The sequence below is a fragment of the Streptomyces sp. DSM 40868 genome (genome assembly GCF_011820545.1).
In the GTDB taxonomy this organism is placed as follows: Bacteria; Actinomycetota; Actinomycetes; order Streptomycetales; family Streptomycetaceae; genus Streptomyces; species Streptomyces eurythermus.
The window spans coordinates 4,507,247-4,527,958 of sequence record NZ_CP050504.1 but is presented as its reverse complement, the minus strand read 5'-3'; the positions used below and the strand labels follow the sequence as shown (position 1 = coordinate 4,527,958).

Here is a 20,712-nt window from a genome sequence, read left to right as displayed (position 1 = left end):
AGCCGTGAGAGGCCCCGTCACACGATGAGCAGTTCTACGAATTCGCCGACGCATCACACGTCCACGATCGGCGCCATCGGCGCGCCGAGCCGCCGCAACACCGAGCTGGCCCTGCTGGTCTTCGCCGTGGCCATCCCGGTGTTCGCCTACGCCAACGTGGGCCTGGCCATCAGCGACCAGGTCCCCTCCGGGCTGCTCAGCTACGGCCTGGGCCTCGGGCTGCTGGCCGGCGTCGCCCATCTCGCCGTACGGAAGTTCGCGCCGTACGCCGACCCGCTGCTGCTGCCGCTGGCCACCCTGCTCAACGGGCTGGGACTGGTCGCGATCTGGCGGCTGGACCAGTCCAAGCTGCTCCAGTCACTGCCCAACTTCGTCACGGCCGCGCCCCGCCAGCTGCTGTACACCGCGCTCGGCATCGCGCTGTTCGTCGTGGTGCTGATCTTCCTGAAGGACCACCGCGTCCTCCAGCGCTACACCTACATCTCCATGTTCAGCGCCCTGGTGCTGCTCATCCTGCCGCTGGTGCCGGGCCTCGGGGCCAACATCTACGGCGCGAAGATCTGGATCAACATCCCCGGTCTCGGCTCCCTCCAGCCCGGTGAGTTCGCCAAGATCGTCCTCGCCGTCTTCTTCGCCGGCTATCTGATGGTCAAGCGCGACGCCCTGGCCCTCGCCAGCCGCCGCTTCATGGGCCTGTACCTGCCGCGCGGCCGCGACCTCGGGCCGATCCTGGTCGTCTGGGCGATCTCGATCCTCATCCTGGTCTTCGAGACGGACCTCGGCACCTCGCTGCTGTTCTTCGGAATGTTCGTCATCATGCTGTACGTCGCCACCGAGCGGACCAGCTGGATCGTCTTCGGTCTGCTGATGTCCGCGGTCGGCGCGGTCGGTGTGGCGAGCGTCGAGACGCACGTGAAGAGCCGCGTCCAGTCCTGGCTCGACCCGATGAGGGAGTACACCCTCAGCCGCCAGGGCGTGGGCGGCCACTCCGAGCAGCTCCAGCAGGCCCTGTGGGCCTTCGGTTCCGGTGGCACCCTCGGCTCCGGCTGGGGGCAGGGCCACTCGGACCTGATCCGGTTCGCCGCCAACTCCGACTTCGTCCTCGCCACCTTCGGCGAGGAGCTGGGCCTGGCCGGCGTCATGGCGATCCTGCTGCTCTACGGTCTGATCGTGGAGCGCGGTGTGCGCACCGCCCTCGCCGCCCGCGACCCGTTCGGCAAGCTGCTCGCCATCGGCCTGTCCGGTGCCTTCGCCCTCCAGGTCTTCGTGGTGGCCGGCGGTGTCATGGGCCTCATCCCGCTGACCGGTATGACCATGCCGTTCCTCGCGTACGGTGGTTCGTCCGTGCTGGCCAACTGGGCGCTGATCGGCATCCTGATCCGGATCAGCGACACCGCCCGCCGCCCGGCGCCCGCCCCCGCGAGCAGCCCCGACGCCGAGATGACCCAGGTGGTCCGCCCGTCATGAACAAGCCCCTGCGCCGCATCGCGATCTTCTGCGGCCTGCTCGTGCTGACCCTGCTGCTGCGGGACAACTACCTCCAGTACGTCAGGGCCGACAGCCTCAAGGACGACCCGAAGAACCGTCGTGTGACGATCGCCCGCTACGCCAACCCGCGCGGCGACATCATCGTCGGCGGCGATCCGATCACCGGGTCCACCGAGACCAGCAAGAGCGGTCTGAACGATCTCAAGTACAAGCGGACGTACAAGAACGGCCCCATGTGGGCGCCGGTCACCGGTTACGCCTCGCAGGCCTTCGGCGCCACCCAGCTGGAGTCCATCGAGGACGGCATCCTCACCGGGAACGACGACCGGCTGTTCTTCCGCAAGACCCTGGACATGATCACCGGCAAGGAGCAGCAGGGCGGCAACGTCGTCACCACGCTCAACGCCGCCGCGCAGAAGGCCGCGTTCGACGGCCTGAAGAAGCAGGGCGGCAAGGGCGCGGTGGTCGCGCTGGAGCCGTCCACGGGCAAGATCCTGGCGCTGGCCTCCTACCCGTCGTACGACCCCTCGTCCTTCGCGGGCAACACCGACGACGACGCGGCGGCCTGGAAGAAGCTCCAGAAGAAATACAACCCCGACGACCCGATGCTGAACCGGGCGCTGCGCGAGACCTACCCGCCGGGCTCGACCTTCAAGGTGGTCACGGCCGCCGCCGCGCTGGAGAACGGCAAGTACACCTCGGCCGACGAGCGGACCGAGACGCCGCTGCCGTGGATCATGCCGGGCACCCGGACCGAGCTGAAGAACGAGGGCAACATCCCGTGCGAGAACGCGACCATGCGGGTCGCGCTCCAGTACTCCTGCAACACCGTCTTCGGCAAGATCGGCTCCGACCTCGGCAACGACAAGATGCTGGAGGAGGCGAAGAAGTTCGGCTTCGACTCCGAGCAGTTCACCCCGGTCCGCGCCACCGCCTCGGTGTTCTCCGACGACATGAACCAGTCGCAGACCGCGCTGTCCTCCATCGGCCAGTACAACACCGCCGCGACCCCGCTGCAGATGGCGATGGTGGCCTCGGCGGTCGCCAACGACGGCAAGCTGATGAAGCCGTACATGGTCGACACGCTCCAGTCCTCCAACCTGGACGAGGTCGCCAAGACCGAGCCGGAGGAGCTGAGCCGGCCGCTGTCGCCGAAGAACGCGCAGATCCTGCAGGACATGATGCAGACGGTGGTCGAGAAGGGCACCGGTACGAACGCGCGGATCAACGGGGTCAAGGTCGGCGGCAAGACCGGTACCGCCCAGCACGGCGTGGAGAACAGCGAGAACCCGTACGCGTGGTTCATCTCCTACGCCAAGCTGCCCGACGGCAGCTCGCCGGTGGCGGTGGCCGTGGTGATCGAGGACGAGAGCGCCAACCGCGACGACATCTCCGGTGGCGGCCTGGCCGCGCCGATCGCGAAGAACGTCATGGAGGCGGTCGTCAACGCCAAGAAGTGACGGGCCCCCGCGGGTGACGCGGCCCCCCAAGTGAGGCCGCTCACACGTTTTCCACATCGTCGCACGTTGCGATACCGGTCCTGTATCGGGTTACGGGCTTGGCCAGGTCACACAGAGCGAGCCGGGTACGGTAGGCCCGGACGGCAGCGCCTCCGGCCGCGCACAGGGGCGCGGCCGAGACCGACGGAGAGGGCTGGTAGGTAGCTATGGAAGAGCCGCGTCGCCTCGGCGGCCGGTATGAGCTGGGCCAGGTGCTCGGCCGCGGTGGCATGGCCGAGGTCTACCTCGCGCACGACACCCGGCTCGGCCGCACCGTGGCGGTGAAGACGCTGCGCGCGGACCTCGCGCGCGACCCGTCCTTCCAGGCCCGGTTCCGCCGGGAGGCCCAGTCGGCCGCCTCGCTCAACCATCCCGCGATCGTGGCGGTCTACGACACGGGCGAGGACTACATCGACGGGGTCTCCATCCCGTACATCGTGATGGAGTACGTCGACGGCTCCACGCTGCGCGAGCTGCTGCACTCCGGTCGCAAGCTGCTGCCCGAGCGGGCGATGGAGATGACCATCGGCATCCTCCAGGGCCTGGAGTACGCGCACCGCAGCGGCATCGTCCACCGGGACATCAAGCCGGCCAACGTCATGCTGACCCGCAACGGCCAGGTCAAGGTGATGGACTTCGGCATCGCCCGCGCCATGGGCGACGCCGGCATGACCATGACCCAGACGGCCGCGGTCATCGGCACCGCCCAGTACCTCTCCCCGGAGCAGGCCAAGGGCGAGCAGGTCGACGCCCGCTCGGACCTGTACTCGACCGGCTGCCTCCTCTACGAACTGCTGACGGTACGGCCGCCGTTCGTGGGCGACTCCCCGGTGGCCGTGGCCTACCAGCACGTGCGCGAGGAGCCCCAGCCCCCTTCGGTCTTCGACCCCGAGATCACGCCCGAGATGGACGCGATCGTCCTCAAGGCGCTGGTCAAGGACCCGAACTACCGCTACCAGTCGGCCGACGAGATGCGCGCCGACATCGAGGCGTGCCTGGACGGCCAGCCGGTCGCGGCCACCGCCGCGCTGGGCGCGGTGGGCTACGGCGGCTACCCCGAGGAGCAGGCGACGACCGCGCTGCGCGCGGACGCGGGCGCGACCACCGTGCTGCCGCCGATGAACCCCGATGACGGCGGTTACGGCTACGACGACCGCCCGGACCGCCGCCGCCAGCAGAAGAAGAAGTCCAGCACCGGCACGGTCCTGCTGGTGATCGCCGGCCTGCTGGTGCTGGTCGGCGCGATCCTGATCGGCATGTACGCCTTCGGCGACAAGAAGGGGAACGACGGCAAGGTGCCCGTGCCGGCGTTCGTGGGCCAGCCGCAGAAGACGGCCGAGAAGATGGCCGCCAACGTCGACCTCAAGGTGTCGATCAGCAAGAAGGAGTGCGAGGACCAGGCCACCGGCAACGTGTGCTCGCAGGACCCGCCGCAGGGCGAGAAGGTCGACAAGAACAGCACGGTCAGCCTGGTGATCTCCACGGGCGCGCCCAAGGTCCAGGTGCCGGACGTGCGCGGGGCCCAGTTCGACCAGGCGGAGTCCCAGCTCAAGGAGAAGGGCTTCGAGGTCGACAAGAAGCTGGAGGTGTCGGACCGCACGCCGGGCGTCGTCATCACCCAGGACCCGGAGCCGGGCGTCAGCAAGGAGAAGGGCACCACGATCACCCTCACGGTCGCCAAGCCGGAGGAGAAGATCGCGGTTCCCGACGTCACCGGCAAGTCCTGTGACGAGGCGAAGGCCACGCTCCAGGCCCAGGGTCTGGTGCCGAGCTGCACCGAGACGCCGGTCACCGATCCCGCCCAGGACGGCAAGGTGCAGAACACCAACCCGGCGGCGGGCCAGCAGGTCGTCAAGAACACCAATGTGGTGATCAGCGTCGGCAAGGCCCAGCAGCAGCAGTCGTCGGTGCCGGGTGTCGTCGGCCGGCGGGTGAAGGAGGCCCGGCAGATGCTTCAGCAGGCCGGCTTCAACAACATCCAGTTCGCGCCCGGCAGCTCCGGTGACGACAACGCGCTCGTCACCCAGCAGGACCCGCAGCCGAACAGCCAGGCCGACCCGAACGGCACGACGGTCACGCTGACCACGGTCGCGTTCGGCCGCGGCAACGGCAACGGCAACGGCGACAACAACAACGGTGACGGCGACGGGACGGACTTCTTCGGCGGCGGCTGGGGCAACTGACCCCTCCCCGCCTCCGCGTGGCCCCGCCGGGATGCCCGGCGGGGCCACGCGCCGTTCCGGGCCGGTGTCAGCGCAGTTCCGCCGGCGGGGTGCGCTCGCTGTCGACCTTCTCCGTCCGGACCAGTTCGCCCCAGACCACATAGCGGTGGCGGGAGGTGTAGACCGGGGTGCAGGTCGTCAGGGTGATGTAGTGGCCGGGCTTCTTCCGGCCGGATCCGCCGGGGACCGCGGTGAGGACCTTGACGTTGTACTTCGAGGTCTCGGGCAGGATCGAGTAGACCTTGTAGACGTACCACTCGTCCCGGGTCTCGAAGACGATCGGGTCGCCCTTCTCCAGCTTGTCGATGTTGTGGAACTTCGCACCGTGGCCGTCCCGGTGCGCGGCGAGGGTGAAGTTGCCGGTCTTGCCGGAGGTGGGCAGCGTCGCCTTGACCGGCTGCGTGTAGTAACCGGCCACGCCGTCGTTGAGGACGTCCGAGCCGGTGCCCTTCTCGACCAGCACCTCGCCGTTGTGCATCGCCGGCACGTGCAGGAAGCCGATGCCGTCACCGGTGTCGAGCGCCCCCGGGCCCGCGTCCTTCTGCCGCGCCCAGTGCTCGCGGACCTTGTCGGCCTTCTGGTCCGCCTTGCGGTCCGCTATCACGTTCGTCCACCACAGCGAGTAGGCGACGAACAGGCCGAGCAGCACGCCCGCCGTGATGAGGAGTTCACCGAAGACGCTGACCGCCAGGGCGATCCGGCCGGGGCGCCGGCGGCGCGGGGCCGGTCCGGGCGCGTCCGTGGTCTCTTCGGTCTCGTCGGCGGTCGCTGCCACAGTTCCTCTGCCCCTACTCGGTGAGCCCTACTCGATGAGCGCGTCCGGCTTGCCCTTGGCTCGCGGGCGTTCCTGGACCATCTTGCCCCAGACGATCAGCCGGTACTTGCTGGTGAACTCCGGTGTGCACGTGGTGAGGGTGATGTAGCGGCCGGGGCGGGTGAAGCCGGAGCCCGGCGGGACGGGGTCCAGCACGCTGACGTTGGACGGCGAGGTCACCGGGAGCGAGGAGGTGACCTGGTACACGAAGTAGGTGTCCTGCGTCTCGACCACGACCGCGTCGCCCGGCGAGAGCCGGTTGATGTACCGGAACGGCTCGCCGTGCGTGTTGCGGTGCGCCGCGAGACCGAAGTTGCCGGTCCTGTCCTGGGGCATCGCCGTCTTCAGCGGGGCCTCGCCGTAGTGGCCGACCATGCCCTTGTCGAGGACCCGTTTGTTGCTGATCCCCTCCGCGATGGGGGCGACCACGTCCAGCTTGGGGATGTGCAGGATGGCGAAGCCCTGGCCCGGCTCGAAGACTCCGGGGCTGCGCTTGCCGCTGGCCCAGTCGTCCTGGAGCCGGTGTGTGGCGTTGCCGGCCTGCGCGTGCGCGCGGACGTTGGTCCACCACAGCTGGTAGGTGACGAACAGCAGCATCAGCACGCCGGTGGTGATGAACAGCTCGCCGATGGCCCGGCTCGCCAGGGTCGCCGGGCTGGGCTTGCGCAGCCGGGCCTGGCGCCGGGCCTCGACCCGGGTCAGGGGGCGCTGCGGGTCCCGTTCGGCGGGGGGTGCCGTGGTCGTCCGGGGGCCGGCACCGGTCCGGCGCCCGCCACGCCGTTTGGCGGCCTTCCTGCGGGCCGCACGGCCGCCCGGTGTGACGGGGGAGGCGGCCGGGCCCGGGGAGGCCGCAGAGGCGCCCACGGGCTCCCCCGCCGGCACCACCCGCAGCGCCATCGTCTCGTCGTCGACGGGCGGGAAAGGAGCCGCCGGGGGCTCGTCCGTCACCCGGGGCAGCCGCGCGGTACGCGGCTCGTCCGTGATCCGGGGCATCGGGGCGGTCAGGGCGTCCTCGGTCGCCCGGGGGCCCGGCGCGCTCCCGGGGCCGGGTGCCGCCGGGGGCCGCGGCGCCCTCCCGGACTCCCCGGTCACCCGGCGCAACGGAGCCGTCAAGGGCTCCTCCACGACCCGGGGCAACGGAGCGGTGCGGGGCTCCCCGGGCGCCCAGGGATCCGGCGCGCCCCCGCGACCGGCGGACGCCGGGGGCCGCGGCGCCCTCCCGGACTCCCCGGTCACCCGGCGCAGCGGAGCCGTCAAGGGCTCGTCCGCGATCCGGGGCAACGGAGCGGCCGGGGGTTGCCCGGTCACCCGCCGGCCCGGAGCGCTCCCGGGGCCGGCGGTCGCCGGGGGCTGCGGCACTCTCCGGGGCTCCTCGGTCGCCCGGGGCGGCCGCGCGGTACGCGGCTCGTCCGTGTCCCGGGGCAGCGGGGCTGTCCGAGCGTCGTCCGTCAGTGGGGGCAGGGGGGCCGTCGGCGGGTCGGCGGGCTGCCCGGCGGGGCGGCCGCTCGGGTGCGGCCGCGCACCGGCGGAGGGCTCGTACGGGCTGCCGCCGCCGTACACGTCCTCGCGCTCGGGGCGCAGCGCGGTCACGCCGTGGCCCTGCCCACCACCGGGGCGAGTCCCGCCGACCGCGCCACGGCCTCGTGGTCACCGCACTCCGCGAGCCAGTTGGCCAGCATCCGGTGACCGTGCTCGGTCAGCACCGACTCGGGGTGGAACTGCACGCCCTCGACGCGGTGTTCCCGGTGCCGCAGGCCCATGATGATGCCGTCCCGGGTGCGGGCGGTCACCTCCAGCTCGGCCGGGACCGTGGCCGGTTCGGCGGCCAGGGAGTGGTAGCGGGTCGCCGTGAAGGGGCTGGGCAGCCCGGCGAAGACGCCCTTGCCCTCGTGCTCGACCAGCGAGGTCTTGCCGTGCAGCAGCTCGGGCGCCCGGTCGACCACGCCGCCGTAGGCCACCTGCATCGACTGCATGCCGAGGCACACCCCGAAGACCGGCACGCCGGTGGCCGCGCAGTGCCGGACCATGTCCACGCACACGCCCGCCTCCTCGGGCGTCCCGGGCCCGGGGGAGAGCAGCACGCCGTCGAAACCTCCCCCACGGACGTGCGAGGTCGTCACCTCGTCGTTGCGCAGCACCTCGCACTCCGCACCCAGCTGGTACAGGTACTGCACGAGGTTGAAGACGAAGCTGTCGTAGTTGTCGACGACGAGAATCCGCGCACTCACTGGTTGTCCACCGTCACATCGTTGAAGGGCAGCAGTGGCTCGGCCCACGGGAAGACGTACTGGAAGAGGACGTAGACCACGGCCAGGATCAGTACGAGCGAGATGAGCGCCTTCACCCACGCGTTCCCCGGCAGATGCCGCCAGATCCAGCCGTACATGCCGTCCCTTCCGTATCCCCTACGGCACCAGACCCACGCCGTACGTCACCAGACTAGCGGCGCAGGGCCTCCGGCCGGCCGTTGTCCACAGGCTGGGGGGCATCGAGATGCGCCCGCACGATCAGCCGGTGGCTGTGGCCCCACTCCGGGTCGCACGTCGGTCCGTCGGCACGGTCCGGTACGGCCCTTTGTCGAAGGGGTCGCCGTAGGTGCGCCGGTGGCCGGCGACCGCGAAGTTGCCGGTCTGACGGACGGCTACCCCACTGGCTTCGCGTAGTGCAGGTCCACTGTGCCGGAGTAGCCGGGAAGAGTCACCGTGCCGTCGTCGGTGACTTTCCAGCCGAGGCCGTAGACGTTGACGTAGACCATGTAGGTCTGGATGGCCCTGCTGTCCGCGAGGGCCTGCTTGAGCCGGTCCGGGTCGCCGACCGCCGTGATCTTGTACGGGGGCGAGTAGACGCGGCCCTGGAGGATCAGGGTGTTGCCGACGCAGCGCACCGCGCTGGTGGAGATCAGCCGCTGGTCCATGACCTTGATGCCCTTGGCGCCGCCCTGCCACAGCGCGTTCACCACGGCCTGGAGGTCCTGCTGGTGGATGACCAGGTAGTCGGGCTGCGGCTCGGGGTAGCCGGGGAGCTTGGCGGTGGCGTCGGGCGGGGCGTCGTTCAGGGTGACGGTGACGGCCTTGGCGGTCAGTTCCTGGGTGCCCGCGTTCTTCTCCAGTCCGCTGAGCTTGTCGTCCTCGGCCTTGGTGCTGCCGTCGTCGCTCTCGGCCAGCGACTCCACGCTGTCGCGCAGGGTGGCGTTGGACTCGTCCAGCCCCTTGTTCTTGCGGCTGCGCTCCTGGATCAGGTCGGACAGCTTCAGCAGGGAGGCGTCCTGGCGGATGTCGGTGCCCTTGGCCGTGTCGAAGCTGGTGAAGAAGATCAGTCCGGCGAGGGCGAAGACGGCAGCCGTGAGGATCCGCACCGGTCGGGGGCGCGGCCTGCGGGCGGGACCGGAGCCCGTTGCTCCCGTCGCGGGGGAGTCGGCAGAATTGCTCAACGTACCCTTATCTCCTTCGGCGCCACGGAAGCACTACGCTAACGGACGCCCGGGGGAGCACACAGAGTCGTCATGTTGGCCCCTTGTACGCTGCCCCGAGCCCGACCCAGTTCCCTGCGCGGCCACGCAGCGCATCGACAGGAGAGACCCTCGTGCCGAAGTCACGTATCCGCAAGAAGGCCGACTTCACGCCGCCGCCGGCGAAGCAGGCGCAGGCCATCAGGCTGACCAACCGGGCCTGGGTCGCACCGGTCATGCTGGCCATGTTCCTGATCGGCCTGGCCTGGATCGTCGTCTTCTATGTGACGGACGGCTCGCTGCCCGTCGACAGCCTGGACAACTGGAACATCGTGGTCGGCTTCGGCTTCATCGCCGCCGGGTTCGGTGTCTCCACGCAGTGGAAGTAGCCCCGGCGGCAGGGGACATAGCCCCGCGCACAGCTCTGCCCAGGGTTATCCACTGAGTTATCCACAGCCGTTGTCCACAGTGGGGAAAAAGAACGACGATCTGTGGATAACCTGCCGGATGTTGACGCCGGTGTGACTGGTCCAACATCCCCCAGACATCTGTTCGCCCCCTGCCTCACCTGCGGAAACACATCCGAGCGGCAGGGGGCACAGCTGTGCCCGCACCGTGTGCACAAGATCGGGCACAAGCTGTGGACAACGGTTCGGGGACAGCGTGTTCCCCAGCCCGGTCAGGTGAGCTGGGCGGTCCTGATCAACGCGAGCGCCAAGGCCAGCGCCAGGACCACGGCACAGGTGCCGTACTGCACCAGCGCCCGCCGCTCGCGCGGGGCGTGCACCATCGCGTACCCGGTGACGACACCGGCGACGAGCCCGCCGATGTGCGCCTGCCAGGCGATGTGCAGGGACCCGTTGAAGGTGAAGATCAGGTTGATCACCAGCAGCGCGATGACCGGACGCATGTCGTAGTTGAGCCGGCGCATCAGCACGGCGGTGGCGCCGAAGAGGCCGTAGAGCGCGCCCGAGGCACCGAGCGAGGCGGCCGCCGGATCGGCAAGCAGATAGGTCAGCGCGCCGCCGGCCAGCCCGGAGACGAAGTACACCGCCAGATAGCGGGCCCGGCCGAGGGCCGCCTCCAGCGGGCCGCCGACCCACCACAGGCTGAGCATGTTGAAGCCGATGTGCCAGTACTCCTCGTGCGCGAACATCGACGACACGAAGCGGTACCACTCGCCGCCGGCCACGCCCGACGTCGGCGTGAAGGGCTTCTCGGGCAGGCCGCCGTAGAGCACGACGTCGTACAGGAACGAGGGGTCGGCCTTGATCGCGACGAACATCGCGAGGTTGATCCCGATCAGGATCTTGGTGAGCAGCCGGGGGTCGGCCGTGACCGTGCCGCCGGCGAGCGTGCGCGGGCGGGACGCCTGCGGGGCGGGGCCCTCGCCGGTGCCGCCGCGGACGCAGTCCGGGCACTGGAAGCCGACCGAGGCGCTGACCATGCACTCGGGGCAGATGGGGCGTTCACAGCGGGTGCAGCGCACGCCGGTCTCGCGGTCCGGGTGCCGGTAGCACCCGGGCGCGCTGTGGGCGTCCTGCGCGCTCCCTGCGGCCTGCTCCATCAGATCCCCTTGCTCGTCGTGTCCGTGCCTGAGGGCACCATCCTGCCCCCTTCATCCTTACGGACGAGCGCGCTGTGCGGTTCCCCGCGTTCCCCGCGTTCCCCGCGTGAGCGGTCCGGGGCGAGCGCCGTTCACTCCTCGCGGGTCTCGATCAGCACCGTGCGGAGCACGACGTCGGCCAGCGGGCGGTCGTTGCGTCCGGTCGGCACGCGCGCGATGGCGTCCACGACCTTGCGGCCGGCCGGGGTGCTGACCTCGCCGAAGATGGTGCGCTTGCCGTTCAGCCAGGTGCTCGGGGTGACGGTGATGAAGAACTGCGAGCCGTTGGTGCCCGGGCCGGCGCTGGCCATCGCCATCAGGTACGGCGTGTCGAAGGCCAGGTCGGGATGGCACTCGTCCTCGAAGCCGTAGCCGGGGCCGCCGAGGCCGTTGCCCAGGGGATCGCCGCCCTGGATCATGAAGCCCTCCATCACCGAGTGGAAGACCGTGCCGTCGTAGAGCGGGTCCCTGCTGCGCACGCCGGTGCCGGGATGGGTCCACTCGCGCTCGCCGCGCGCCAGTTCCACGAAGTTTCTGACCGTGACGGGCGCGTGCAGCGGAAAGAGCCGGATCTCGATGTCACCGAGAGAGGTCTTCAGGGTGGCGTAGAGCTGCTCGGCCACGGTCCGCCTTCCGTCGTCGTTCCGCCGCGGTGCTCCGATCCTTCCACGCTCCCGCCCGCCCGACGCCCGGCCGCCACCGCCCGGATCGCGCCGGGAGGAGCCGTCGGCACCCATATGCCCGCCCGCGCGTGCCGCACCGGCCCCGGGCAGGCATGATCCGTAAAAGGGTGGAAAGTCGAAATACCGTACGCCACCGAGGAGGAGGAACCCGTGACCCGCATTGACAGCGTGCGCGCCGCGACCGGCTCGGCGAAGGACAGCGTGCTGCACGCCGCGGAAGTGGTGGCGCCTTACGCCGACACGGCCAAGGAGCGTGCCGCGTACTACGCGCAGGAGGCACGCGTACGGCTGGCGCCCAAGGTGACGCAGGCCGCGGAGCAGGCCCGCGTGCAGTACGACGCCCGGCTCGCCCCCCGCCTGGAGCAGGCGCTCACCCATGTGCCGCCGAAGGTCGACCTCGCCGCCCAGGAGGCCGCCCTGCGCGCCCGCAAGGCGGCCCGGCAGGCCGCTCTGTACTCGCGTCCGAAGATCGAGCAGGCGGTGGCCGCGGCCGCGCCCGTGCGCGACGAGGCCGCCGCGCGCGGTGCCGCCGCGATGGCCGCGCTGCGCGGACAGGTCTCGGCCGAGGACATCCAGAAGCTGGTCCGGCGCCAGGAGCGGCGGTCCCGCACCGGCCGGACCGTAAAGGTGTGCGCGGTGCTGACCGTCCTGGCGGGCGGCGCCTTCGCGGCCTGGAAGTGGTGGGACAAGCAGGCCAACCCCGACTGGCTGGTCGAGCCGCCCGCCGCCACCGAGGTCCCCGCCGACTCGCCCCGGATCGCCTCCGTGGACGGCACCGAGCCCGGCGAACTCGACCCCGAGGTGCAGGCCAAGCAGGCCGACCAGGAGGACGAGCCCTAAAGCCCCGTCCCCGCTCGGGGAGCCTCCGCCGGAGCGGCGGAGGCTCCGCCGTGTCAGCGTGTGGCGTACGCGGTGATCACCTGGTTCATGCAGGCGATGAACAGGCCGGCGGCCGGGAAGGCGGCCGCGGTCGTCTTCTCAGGGGCGCGGAGATCATGCGCCCTCACAGGTCGGTTCGGCCTGCCCGCGCGGAGCGGCTTGCGGGACGCGGCAGGCGCAGGTGGCCCCGCAGGGTCGTCGCGTCGTACGCCGTTCGGAACACCCCGCGCCGCTGGAGCTCCGGCACCAGGCCGCAGGTGATCTCCAGAAGATCGTGCGGCAGCGCGCCGGGGCGCAGCCGGAAGCCGTCCAGCCCGGCCTCGCGCCAGTCCAGCAGCAGATCGGCCAGTTCACCGGGGGTGCCGGTGAACACCTCGGCGTCGGAGCCGAGTTCGGCGCCGTCCAGGTCGTCCAGGCGGGCCTTGCGGCGGGCGGCGGCGCCCGGCTCGACGTCCAGGAAGACCAGGACCTCCGCGAACCGCAGCAACGGCCGGGCGCGGGTGTCCCGGCCGGAGCGCCGCACGGCCGCGTCCACCTGGGCGAGGATCGCCGCCGCTCCGGCCCGGTCGTGCGGGGTGACCCACACGGCGTCGGCGACGCGCGCCGCGAACTCGTACGGCACGCTGGCGTGCGCCAGGCTCATCACCGGTGGCTGCCCCTGCGGCGGGCGCGGGACGGTCGCGGGGCCGCGGACGCTGAGGCGTTCGCCCTCGAAGTAGATGTGGGGGACCTTGCCGCGGTCGACGAAGCCGCTGGTGGCGGCGTCGCGGATCTCGGCGTCGTCCTCCCAGCTGTCCCACAGCCGCCGGGCGGCCGCCACCGCGTCGGCGGCCTCGTCGAACAGCGGGCTCAGGCGCCGGCCGATCCGCTCCGGGTCGCGCACGTCCTCGTCGGTGAGCTGCGGGGTGGTACGGCGGCCGAAGTGGGTGGCGTCGGCGGCACGCGAGGCGATCTGCGGACGCAGGCCGGCCCGGCCGGTGCTCGCGTGGTCCAGGGTGGCGATGCCGGCGGAGATGCGGAACGGCTCGGTGTGGGTGACGTTCGCGGTCGGGACCAGCCCGATGTGCGTGGTCAGCGGCGCCACCCGGGCCGCCAGCAGCACCGCGTCCAGGCGGCCGCGGACCTGGTCGGTGCGGTCGTCGGGCCGGTGGAAGGCGGCCGACTGCAAGCCGAGCGCGTCCTCGAAGGTGACGAAGTCCAGCAGGCCGCGCTCGGCCTCGATGACCAGGTCCGTCCAGTAGTCCGCGCCGAACAGCTCGGTGGGGCAGGCGTCCTCGGCGCGCCAGGCCGCCGGGTGCCAGCCGGCGGCGTCCAGGGCGACGGCGAGGTGCAGCGGAGGTGCGGTCACGGGGTCTCCTTCGGTACGAGGGTGCGCTCCGGGCGGGCGGCGGGCCCGGGTGGTCGTGCGGGGGCGGTCCGGTGTGGTCGTGCGGGGCCGGTGCGGTCGCGCCGGTGGACGCCCTTCTCCGTGGGCGAAGCGGTCGGCACCGGGCCGGACGAACGCGCCGGCCGCGATGACCGCCGAAGGCCGGGGAATGCCTTCGGCGGTCCGCTCGGGAGGCCGGTGCGGCGTCTGATCAGTCGCGTTGTGCCGTCAGAGTGTCGAGCCAGTTGCCCAGCAGCCCGTGCACGGTGTCCGGCTGGTCGAGGTGGACGTTGTGCCCGGCGCCGTCGACGACCGCGTAGGTGGCGCGCGGATAGTGGTCGAGCAGCTCCAGCTGGTCCCGCCAGCCGACCATGTGGTCCTGACGTCCGGTCACCACCAGGTGCGTGCCCTCGTGCGCCTCGAAGCGGGACTCCGGGGCCTGCCGGAGCAGGAACGCCTTGAGCAGTTCGGCGGCGTCCTCGCGGTGGTGGGCGCGCAAGCCGGGCAGCACATGGTCGCGGAAGGCGTTCCAGCCGGCGTCGTCCTGGTACAGCGCGATGCTCGTGAACACCTCGCGGTCGGCCGGGTCGAGCGCGGCCAGCAGCGCCTCGTCCCGGGCCCGCACCTGCCGCTCGGGCAGTGTCCGCTCCCCGTCCGGCTTGACCAGCGGGGCGATCAGCGCGGTGCCCAGCACCTGCGGGCCGCGCTCGGCGACCAGATGGCGGGCGAGCTGGCCGCCGTAGGAGATGCCCACGACCGCGAACGGCTCGTCGCCGACCACCTTGTCCACGAACCGCAGCACCGCCTCGCCCATGGCCTCCGCCGTGACCGGCCCGGTCAGCCGGGGCGAGCGCCCGGAGCCGGGCAGGTCGACGTAGAGCCGCCGCCAGCCGCGGCGCGCGGCGAACACGGGTTCCAGCGGCAGCAGGAGCCGGTGGTCGATGGTGTAGCCGTGCAGCAGCACCACGGGTGTACCGGAGCCGAACTCGACGTGGTGCAGCAGCTGCTGCACCGGCTTCGGCGTCTCGGCGGTCTCGGTCGGTCCGGTCTCTTCGGTCATGGCTCCGCACTCCGGTGATGACAAGGGTGGTGAACAAGGGGTGGCGGCGAGAAAGAAGAGAGGCCGGTACGGCGGGGAGAGCCGGCCGTCCCCGCCGCCGTACGCCGCGCCTACGCCACCGGGCGCTTGGCGGGGAAGCCGTGGCCGCGGGCGAGGACGACGACGGCGATCACCGGCAGCATCAGCAGCAGCACGCTCCACGGCAGCGAGTCGCTGCCGGTCAGGTCGAGCAGCACACCGCCGATGACACCGCCGCCCGCCATGGCGACGTTCCACAGCGTCACCAGCATGGCCTGGGCCGCGTCGGCCGCCTTCTCGCCGCCCGCGTCACCGGCCGCGGTCTGCAGCAGGGTCGGCACCCCGCCCCAGCCCAAGCCCCACAGCACGGCCGCGAGGTAGACGAACGCGGTCTGGTCGGCGAGCACCGCCAGCACCGCTGCGGACACCGCGACCAGCAGCGAGCTGGCGATCGTCAGCACGCGCAGCCGGTGGTGGATCTGCGCGCCGACGATCCAGATGCCGGCCAGCGAGGCGGCGCCGAAGACCAGCAGCACCAGGTCGGTGTTGCCGCCCATGCCGAGGTCGTCGAGGAAGGTGGCGATGTACGCGTAGATGATGGTGTGCGCCAGGACGAAGACCAGCGTCACGAACAGCACCGGCACCACGCCGGGCACCCGCAGGGCGTGCAGCATCTTCGGCCGCTCGCCGCGCTCCTGGCCCGGGTGGTCCGGTACGGCGGCGGCGATCCACGCCAGCAGGACGACGGTCAGCGCGGTCATCGCGAGGAACGCCACGCGCCAGTCGGTCACCTTGCCCAGGAAGGTGCCGGCGGGCACACCGAGGGAGAGGGCGACGGGGACGCCCGCCATCGCCACCGCGATGGCCCGGCCCTGCAGCGGCACCGGGGCCAGCCGGCGCGCGTACCCGGCGAGCAGCGCCCAGGCCAGGCCCGCCGCGACACCGGCGACGAAGCGCGCCGCCATCGTCAGCCCGTACAGGGACGACAGCGCGGTGACGGTGTTGGCGACGGCGAAGCCGGCCATGGAGGTCAGCAGCAGCCGCTTGCGCCGCCAGCCGGCGGTCGCCGCGGTCAGCGGGATCGCGGTCAGCGCGGTGCCGAGGGCGTAGATCGTGACCGTCTGCCCGGTCGCGGACTCGCTCACGTGCAGGTCGTCGCTCATCGCCGGGAGCAGACCGGCGGGCAGGGTCTCGGTGAGGCTCGTGATGAACACGGCGGTCGCGAGGGCCAGCAGGGCGAACATGGGCAGCTTCTGCTGCTCGCCGGCGCCCGCCGGGCTCGCCTCGGCGCCGGTCCGCACGGGCGAACCGGCCGCGGTATCGGGTGTGGTGCTCATGGAATGTGCTCCAGGGGTTCGGGGACGGAGTGGGTGAACGCTCGGGGCGGGGCCGGGGGTCCGGGTGCGCGGGCGGCCGGGGATCGTCGGCCGGGACCGCCGGTACGCCCGCCGTGGAGTCCGGCTCGCCGGCCGGGTGCGGTACGCCGTCATGGCCGGGTCCGCGGGTACGCCCGCCGTGGCGTACGCCCCCTCGGCCGGGTCCGGTACGTCGTCATGGCCGGGTCAGTCCTCCGTCGACCGGCAGGCGGGCCCCGGTGGTGAACGTGGCGTCGGTGGCCAGGAAGAGCGCGGCCCGGGCCACCTCCTCGGCGGCGCCGAGGCGGCCCAGGGGCGGCAGGGGCGCCCCGTTGCCGCCCGGCGCCTCGATACAGCCCGGCGCCACGGCGTTGACGCGGATGCCCCGGGAGACCAGCTCGCCGGCCAGCGCGTGCACGGCGGCGGGCGAGGGGGCCTGGGTCATCAGCACGACCGCGCCGCCGTCCCTGAGCCGCGGCAGCAGCGGCCGGGCGGTGGCCACGGCATCCGCGAACAGCAGGTCGACGACACCGCCGGGCCCCAGACAGGCGGTCACGTCGGAGGGGGCGACGACCCGGGCGGCGGAGCCCAGTTCCCCGCCCAGCCGGTCCCGCTCCTTCGTGGTGCGGGCGGTCAGCACGACGTGGGCGCCGCCCTCCACCAGACGCTTGGCCACGGCCAGTCCGATGGCGGTGGCCTCTGAGACGACCACGGCCGTCCGGCCCGCGTACTTGGTCATGCTGCTTCCTCTTCCTGCGCCGCACCTGCCCCAACGGCTCGGTGGAAACGACCTTGCGCCCGGGCGCTTCGGGAAACCTTCGGAACGGCTTACGGCCGGCTCACGGCCCGCCCCGGACGGGCTGACGTACGGCTCACGGCCGGCAGCCAGGAGCACCGGTGACCGGCGAAACCGCTGGTGGGCGGCGCCCGGCCGGGCGGACACCCCACCGGATCGACACCGTGACGTACAGTGACGCGCATGCGGTTTGGGGTGCTCGGCCCACTGACGGTGTGGGACGACGAGGGGGTGGCCGTCAGGGTTCCCGAGGCGAAGGTCCGGGCGCTGCTCGCCGACCTGCTCGCCCACGACGGCGGACCGGTCCCCGCGGACCGGCTGATCGACGACCTGTGGGGCGACCGCCCGCCGGGCCGGCCCGCCGGCGCCCTCCAGGCCAAGGTCTCCCAGCTGCGCCGGGTGCTGGGCCGGGACCGGGTCCAGCTCCAGCCGGCCGGCTACCGGCTGCGGCTGGACGACACCGACGAGGTGGACGCCGTACGGTTCCGCGCCCTGGTGGACCGGGCCCGTGCCGTCGAGGCCCCGGACGACCGGGCCGCGCTGCTCACCGAGGCCCTCGGACTGTGGCGCGGACCGGCCTACGCCGACTTCGCCGACCAGGAGTTCGCGCGCGCGGCGGCACAGCGCCTGACCGACCAGCGGCTGTCGGTGCTGGAGGAGCAGGCCGAGGCCCGCCTGGCGGCCGGCGAACACGTGCTCCTCGCCGGGGAGCTGGCCGACCTGGTGGCCCGGCACCCGCTGCGGGAACGGCTGCGCGCGCTGCAGATACGGGTGCTGTACGCGGCGGGCCGGCAGAGCGAGGCCCTCGCGGCCTACGAGGACCTGCGCGCCCGGCTGGTGGCCGACCTGGGGGTCGAACCGAGCCCCGAACTCGCCGCGCTGCACCAGGCGGTGCTCCGCCAGGACCCCGCGCTCACGGTCGCGCCACGCCCCGCCGAAGCCGCTCCCAGGGAACCCGAGGCACCCGCCGCGCCCCCCAAGCCCGCCCCCTCCAACCTGCCCGCGTCCCTCACTCCCCTCATCGGCCGCCGCGACGCGCTCGACCGGGTGACCGGACTCCTCGGCGCGGCCCGCCTGGTGACCCTGACCGGCCCCGGCGGCGTGGGCAAGACACGGCTGGCGGTGGCGGCGGCCGACGCGCTCCTCACCCAGGCACCCGAACTCCCCGACGGCGCCTGGTTCGTGGAGTTCTCCGGCGTCCGCGGCGGGGCCGTCGCCGATCTCGCCCAGGTCGTCGCCGCGTCCCTCGGCATCAGCGACCACGCGCCCTCCGCCGTACCCGTCTCCGGCACCGGCACCCGGTCCCCCGCGCACCACCTGGCCGCCGTCCTGCGCGACCGCCGCACCCTGCTCGTCCTCGACAACTGCGAGCACGTCGTGGACGCCGCCGCCGACCTCACCACCCTGCTCCTGCGCACCGCGCCCGGCCTGCGTGTGCTGGCCACCAGCCAGGAGCCGCTGGGCCTGCCGGGCGAGGAGGTGTTCCTGGTCGAGCCGCTGCCCACCGACGACGCGGTACGGCTGTTCACCCAGCGTGCCGCCGCCGCGGCCCCCGGCTTCCCGCTCGCCCCAGACGCCTGCGACGACTCCGAGCGCGCCGCCGTCACCGAGATCTGCCGCCGCCTGGACGGCATCCCGCTCGCCCTGGAACTCGCCGCGACCCGGGTCCGCGCGCTGGGCGTGCGCGAACTGGCGGCCCGGCTCGGCGACCGGTTCCGGCTGCTCACCTCGGGGCGGCGCGGCGCGCCCGAGCGCCAGCAGACCCTGCGCGCGGTGATCGACTGGAGCTGGGAGCTGCTCAGCGCGCCGGAGCGCATCGTGCTGCGCCGGCTGGCCGCGTTCAGCGACGGCTGCGACCTGGAGGCGGCCGAGGCGGTGTGCGCGGGCGACGGGGTGTCCTGCGCCGAGGTGCCGGACCTGGTGACGCGGCTGGTCGACCGGTCCCTGGTGGTGGTCGTGGCCGGGCCCACCGGCCCGCGCTACCGGCTCCTGGAGTCCGTCGCCGCGTACGCCACCGAGCGGCTGCACGAGATGGAGGACCTCGCCGCCGTACGCGACCGGCATCTGCGCCACTACCTCGCGCTCGCCGAACGCGCCGAACCCGAGCTGCGCGGCCCCGGGCAGCGGTCCTGGCTGGTCCGGCTCGACGCCGAGTCCGGCAATCTGCGCTCCGCCCTGGACGAGGCCGTACGGCGCGCCGCCGCCGGGGACCCGGCCCAGGCGGCACGGCTGGCCACCGCGCTGGCCTGGTGGTGGCTGCTGCGCGGCCGGCTCGCCCAGGCCCGCCGCAGCCTGCGCGCGGTACTGGACACCACGACGGCCGCCGACCGCCGCGAACTCACGCTGCTGCACGCCGCGTTCGCCCTGCTCACCGGAGACCGCGACCCGGCCACCGCCCTCCCCGACGACACGGCCCTGCCCGCCGGCTCCGCCCGCGCCGACGGCACCGCCGGGCCCGACCCGGTACGGCGGGCCCGTTCGCTGTGGCTGTGCGCGTACGGCCTGTTCAGCGCGGGCGCGGTGGCCGACAGCGGGGAGCTGAACGACCGGGCGCTGACGCTGTTCGCCACGGCGGACGACCCGTGGGGCACCGCCGCCGCGCTCGGTCTGCGGGCCACGCTCGCGCTGGTCCGCGGCGACCTCGCCGGGCTGGGCCGCGACGGCCGGCGCAGCGCCGCGCTCTTCCGCGAACTGGGCGATCGCTGGGGCGAACTCCAGACGGTGTCACCGCTGGCGGCGCTCGCGGAGATCAAGGGCGAGTACGAGGAGGCCGCCGACCGCCAGTACGAAGGGCTGCGGATCGCCCGCGAACTGGGCCTCGCTGCCGAGGTGTCGGCCCGGCTGTCCGGCCTGGGCCGCCTGGCGCTGCTGGCCCACGACTGGGACCGCGCCCGCGACCTGCACGAACAGGCCCGGCGCAGCGCCGCCGAACAGGGCTACAAATACGGCGAGATCCACGCCGAGATGGGCCTCGCGCTCGGCGCCCGCCGCGCCGGCGACCTCGATGCCGCCGAGGCACACCTGCGGCATCTGCGCGAGGGGTACGCCGATGTGTCCTCGCAGGCCGGCGATCATCTGGTGCTGGCCGAGCTGGGCTTCGTCGCCGAACTGCGCGGCGACGCCGGCACGGCCGCGGCACACCATCTGCGCGGCCTGGACGTGGCCCGCGCGATAGACGAGCCGCGGGCGCTCGCGCTGTCCCTGGAGGGCCTGGCCGGCGCGGCGGCCCTGCGGGGCACCCCTTCGGCGGCGGCCTGCGCGGCCCTGTTGCTCGGCGCGGCCGACGCGGCCCGGCGCAGCGTGGGCGCGCCGCTCCCCCCGGCCGAGCGCACCGACGTGGACCGCGTCGAGCGGGCGGCCCGTGCCACCCTGGGCGGCGCGGCCTTCACCCGCTCCTTCACCACCGGCAGCCTCCTGACCCCCGAGCAGGCCCTGCGCGAGGCGGCGCCGGCGCTGGAGGGCGTCCGCCGGTAGCCCC

Annotated in this window: 17 protein-coding genes and 1 pseudogene; 6 read left to right on the top strand and 12 right to left on the bottom strand. The window is 72.7% G+C overall.

From position 1 onward, the window contains the following. Nucleotides 1–24 precede the first annotated feature (24 nt). The 3 genes from HB370_RS20615 to pknB all read left to right on the top strand — a co-directional run bounded on the left by HB370_RS20615 (nucleotide 25) and on the right by pknB (nucleotide 5,170). Complete coding sequence (locus HB370_RS20615; protein WP_030780855.1) at nucleotides 25–1,467, top strand: FtsW/RodA/SpoVE family cell cycle protein; 1,443 nt, start codon at nucleotides 25–27, stop codon at nucleotides 1,465–1,467. Continuing rightward, the gene (locus HB370_RS20610) at nucleotides 1,464–2,948 is read left to right on the top strand and encodes a penicillin-binding protein 2 (RefSeq protein WP_030780858.1); all 1,485 of its coding nucleotides are present in this window, start codon (nucleotides 1,464–1,466) and stop codon (nucleotides 2,946–2,948) included. Before HB370_RS20615 ends, HB370_RS20610 begins: the two co-directional genes overlap by 4 nt. Nucleotides 2,949–3,154: 206 nt before the next feature. Next, nucleotides 3,155–5,170: a Stk1 family PASTA domain-containing Ser/Thr kinase gene (gene pknB / locus HB370_RS20605; RefSeq protein WP_030780861.1), complete on the top strand. Its 2,016-nt coding sequence runs from the start codon at nucleotides 3,155–3,157 to the stop codon at nucleotides 5,168–5,170. 67 nt (nucleotides 5,171–5,237) lie between these two features. Here pknB and HB370_RS20600 read toward each other — a convergent pair whose 3' ends face one another. From HB370_RS20600 to HB370_RS20575, 6 genes and pseudogenes are all read right to left on the bottom strand, one after another. Then, a complete protein-coding gene (locus HB370_RS20600) occupies nucleotides 5,238–5,984 on the bottom strand; it encodes a class E sortase (protein WP_030780864.1) in 747 nt (248 codons plus the stop codon). A gap of 27 nt (nucleotides 5,985–6,011) precedes the next feature. Beyond that, a complete protein-coding gene (locus HB370_RS41970; protein ID WP_030780868.1) occupies nucleotides 6,012–7,136 on the bottom strand; it encodes a class E sortase in 1,125 nt (374 codons plus the stop codon). Nucleotides 7,137–7,609: 473 nt separating this feature from the next. After that, a complete protein-coding gene (locus HB370_RS20590) occupies nucleotides 7,610–8,251 on the bottom strand; it encodes an aminodeoxychorismate/anthranilate synthase component II (RefSeq protein WP_030780871.1) in 642 nt (213 codons plus the stop codon). Further along, nucleotides 8,248–8,409 (bottom strand): hypothetical protein, encoded by a 162-nt coding sequence (locus HB370_RS20585; protein WP_030609287.1) that lies wholly within the window; start codon nucleotides 8,407–8,409, stop codon nucleotides 8,248–8,250. The genes HB370_RS20590 and HB370_RS20585 overlap by 4 nt, the downstream gene beginning before the upstream one ends. Before the next feature lie 53 nt (nucleotides 8,410–8,462). Next, nucleotides 8,463–8,662: pseudogene (locus HB370_RS41965) on the bottom strand (class E sortase); the annotation flags it as partial. 2 nt (nucleotides 8,663–8,664) lie between these two features. Continuing rightward, complete coding sequence (locus HB370_RS20575; protein ID WP_030780874.1) at nucleotides 8,665–9,453, bottom strand: DUF881 domain-containing protein; 789 nt, start codon at nucleotides 9,451–9,453, stop codon at nucleotides 8,665–8,667. Between the two features lie 152 nt (nucleotides 9,454–9,605). Here HB370_RS20575 and crgA point away from each other — a divergent pair, with 152 nt between their 5' ends. Further along, a complete protein-coding gene (crgA, locus tag HB370_RS20570; protein WP_030609281.1) occupies nucleotides 9,606–9,860 on the top strand; it encodes a cell division protein CrgA in 255 nt (84 codons plus the stop codon). Between the two features lie 290 nt (nucleotides 9,861–10,150). Here crgA and HB370_RS20565 read toward each other — a convergent pair whose 3' ends face one another. Together HB370_RS20565 and HB370_RS20560 are read right to left on the bottom strand one after the other, a co-directional pair. After that, entirely contained in the window at nucleotides 10,151–11,038 is an 888-nt protein-coding gene (locus tag HB370_RS20565) for a rhomboid family intramembrane serine protease (protein WP_030780877.1), read from the bottom strand. A 131-nt stretch (nucleotides 11,039–11,169) separates the two neighbouring features. Next, nucleotides 11,170–11,700, bottom strand: a complete 531-nt coding sequence (locus HB370_RS20560; RefSeq protein WP_030780882.1) for a peptidylprolyl isomerase — start codon at nucleotides 11,698–11,700, stop codon at nucleotides 11,170–11,172. A gap of 210 nt (nucleotides 11,701–11,910) precedes the next feature. On the opposite strand from HB370_RS20560, the gene HB370_RS20555 reads away from it, so the two are divergent. Then, nucleotides 11,911–12,600, top strand: coding sequence for a DUF5324 family protein (locus HB370_RS20555; RefSeq protein WP_030780884.1), 690 nt, complete (start codon nucleotides 11,911–11,913; stop codon nucleotides 12,598–12,600). A gap of 163 nt (nucleotides 12,601–12,763) precedes the next feature. Here HB370_RS20555 and HB370_RS20550 read toward each other — a convergent pair whose 3' ends face one another. The 4 genes from HB370_RS20550 to HB370_RS20535 all read right to left on the bottom strand — a co-directional run bounded on the left by HB370_RS20550 (nucleotide 12,764) and on the right by HB370_RS20535 (nucleotide 17,177). Continuing rightward, a complete protein-coding gene (locus HB370_RS20550; RefSeq protein ID WP_030780887.1) occupies nucleotides 12,764–13,987 on the bottom strand; it encodes an LLM class flavin-dependent oxidoreductase in 1,224 nt (407 codons plus the stop codon). A 229-nt stretch (nucleotides 13,988–14,216) separates the two neighbouring features. Beyond that, entirely contained in the window at nucleotides 14,217–15,065 is an 849-nt protein-coding gene (locus HB370_RS20545; RefSeq protein WP_051815586.1) for an alpha/beta hydrolase, read from the bottom strand. Between the two features lie 110 nt (nucleotides 15,066–15,175). After that, nucleotides 15,176–16,420 carry an MFS transporter gene (locus HB370_RS20540; protein ID WP_030780895.1) on the bottom strand — a complete coding sequence of 415 codons (1,245 nt, stop codon included), beginning with the start codon at nucleotides 16,418–16,420 and terminating at the stop codon, nucleotides 15,176–15,178. Nucleotides 16,421–16,634: 214 nt separating this feature from the next. Then, entirely contained in the window at nucleotides 16,635–17,177 is a 543-nt protein-coding gene (locus tag HB370_RS20535) for an SDR family oxidoreductase (protein WP_030780898.1), read from the bottom strand. A gap of 240 nt (nucleotides 17,178–17,417) precedes the next feature. On the opposite strand from HB370_RS20535, the gene HB370_RS20530 reads away from it, so the two are divergent. Continuing rightward, nucleotides 17,418–20,708: a BTAD domain-containing putative transcriptional regulator gene (locus HB370_RS20530; protein WP_030780901.1), complete on the top strand. Its 3,291-nt coding sequence runs from the start codon at nucleotides 17,418–17,420 to the stop codon at nucleotides 20,706–20,708. Nucleotides 20,709–20,712: the final 4 nt, after the last annotated feature.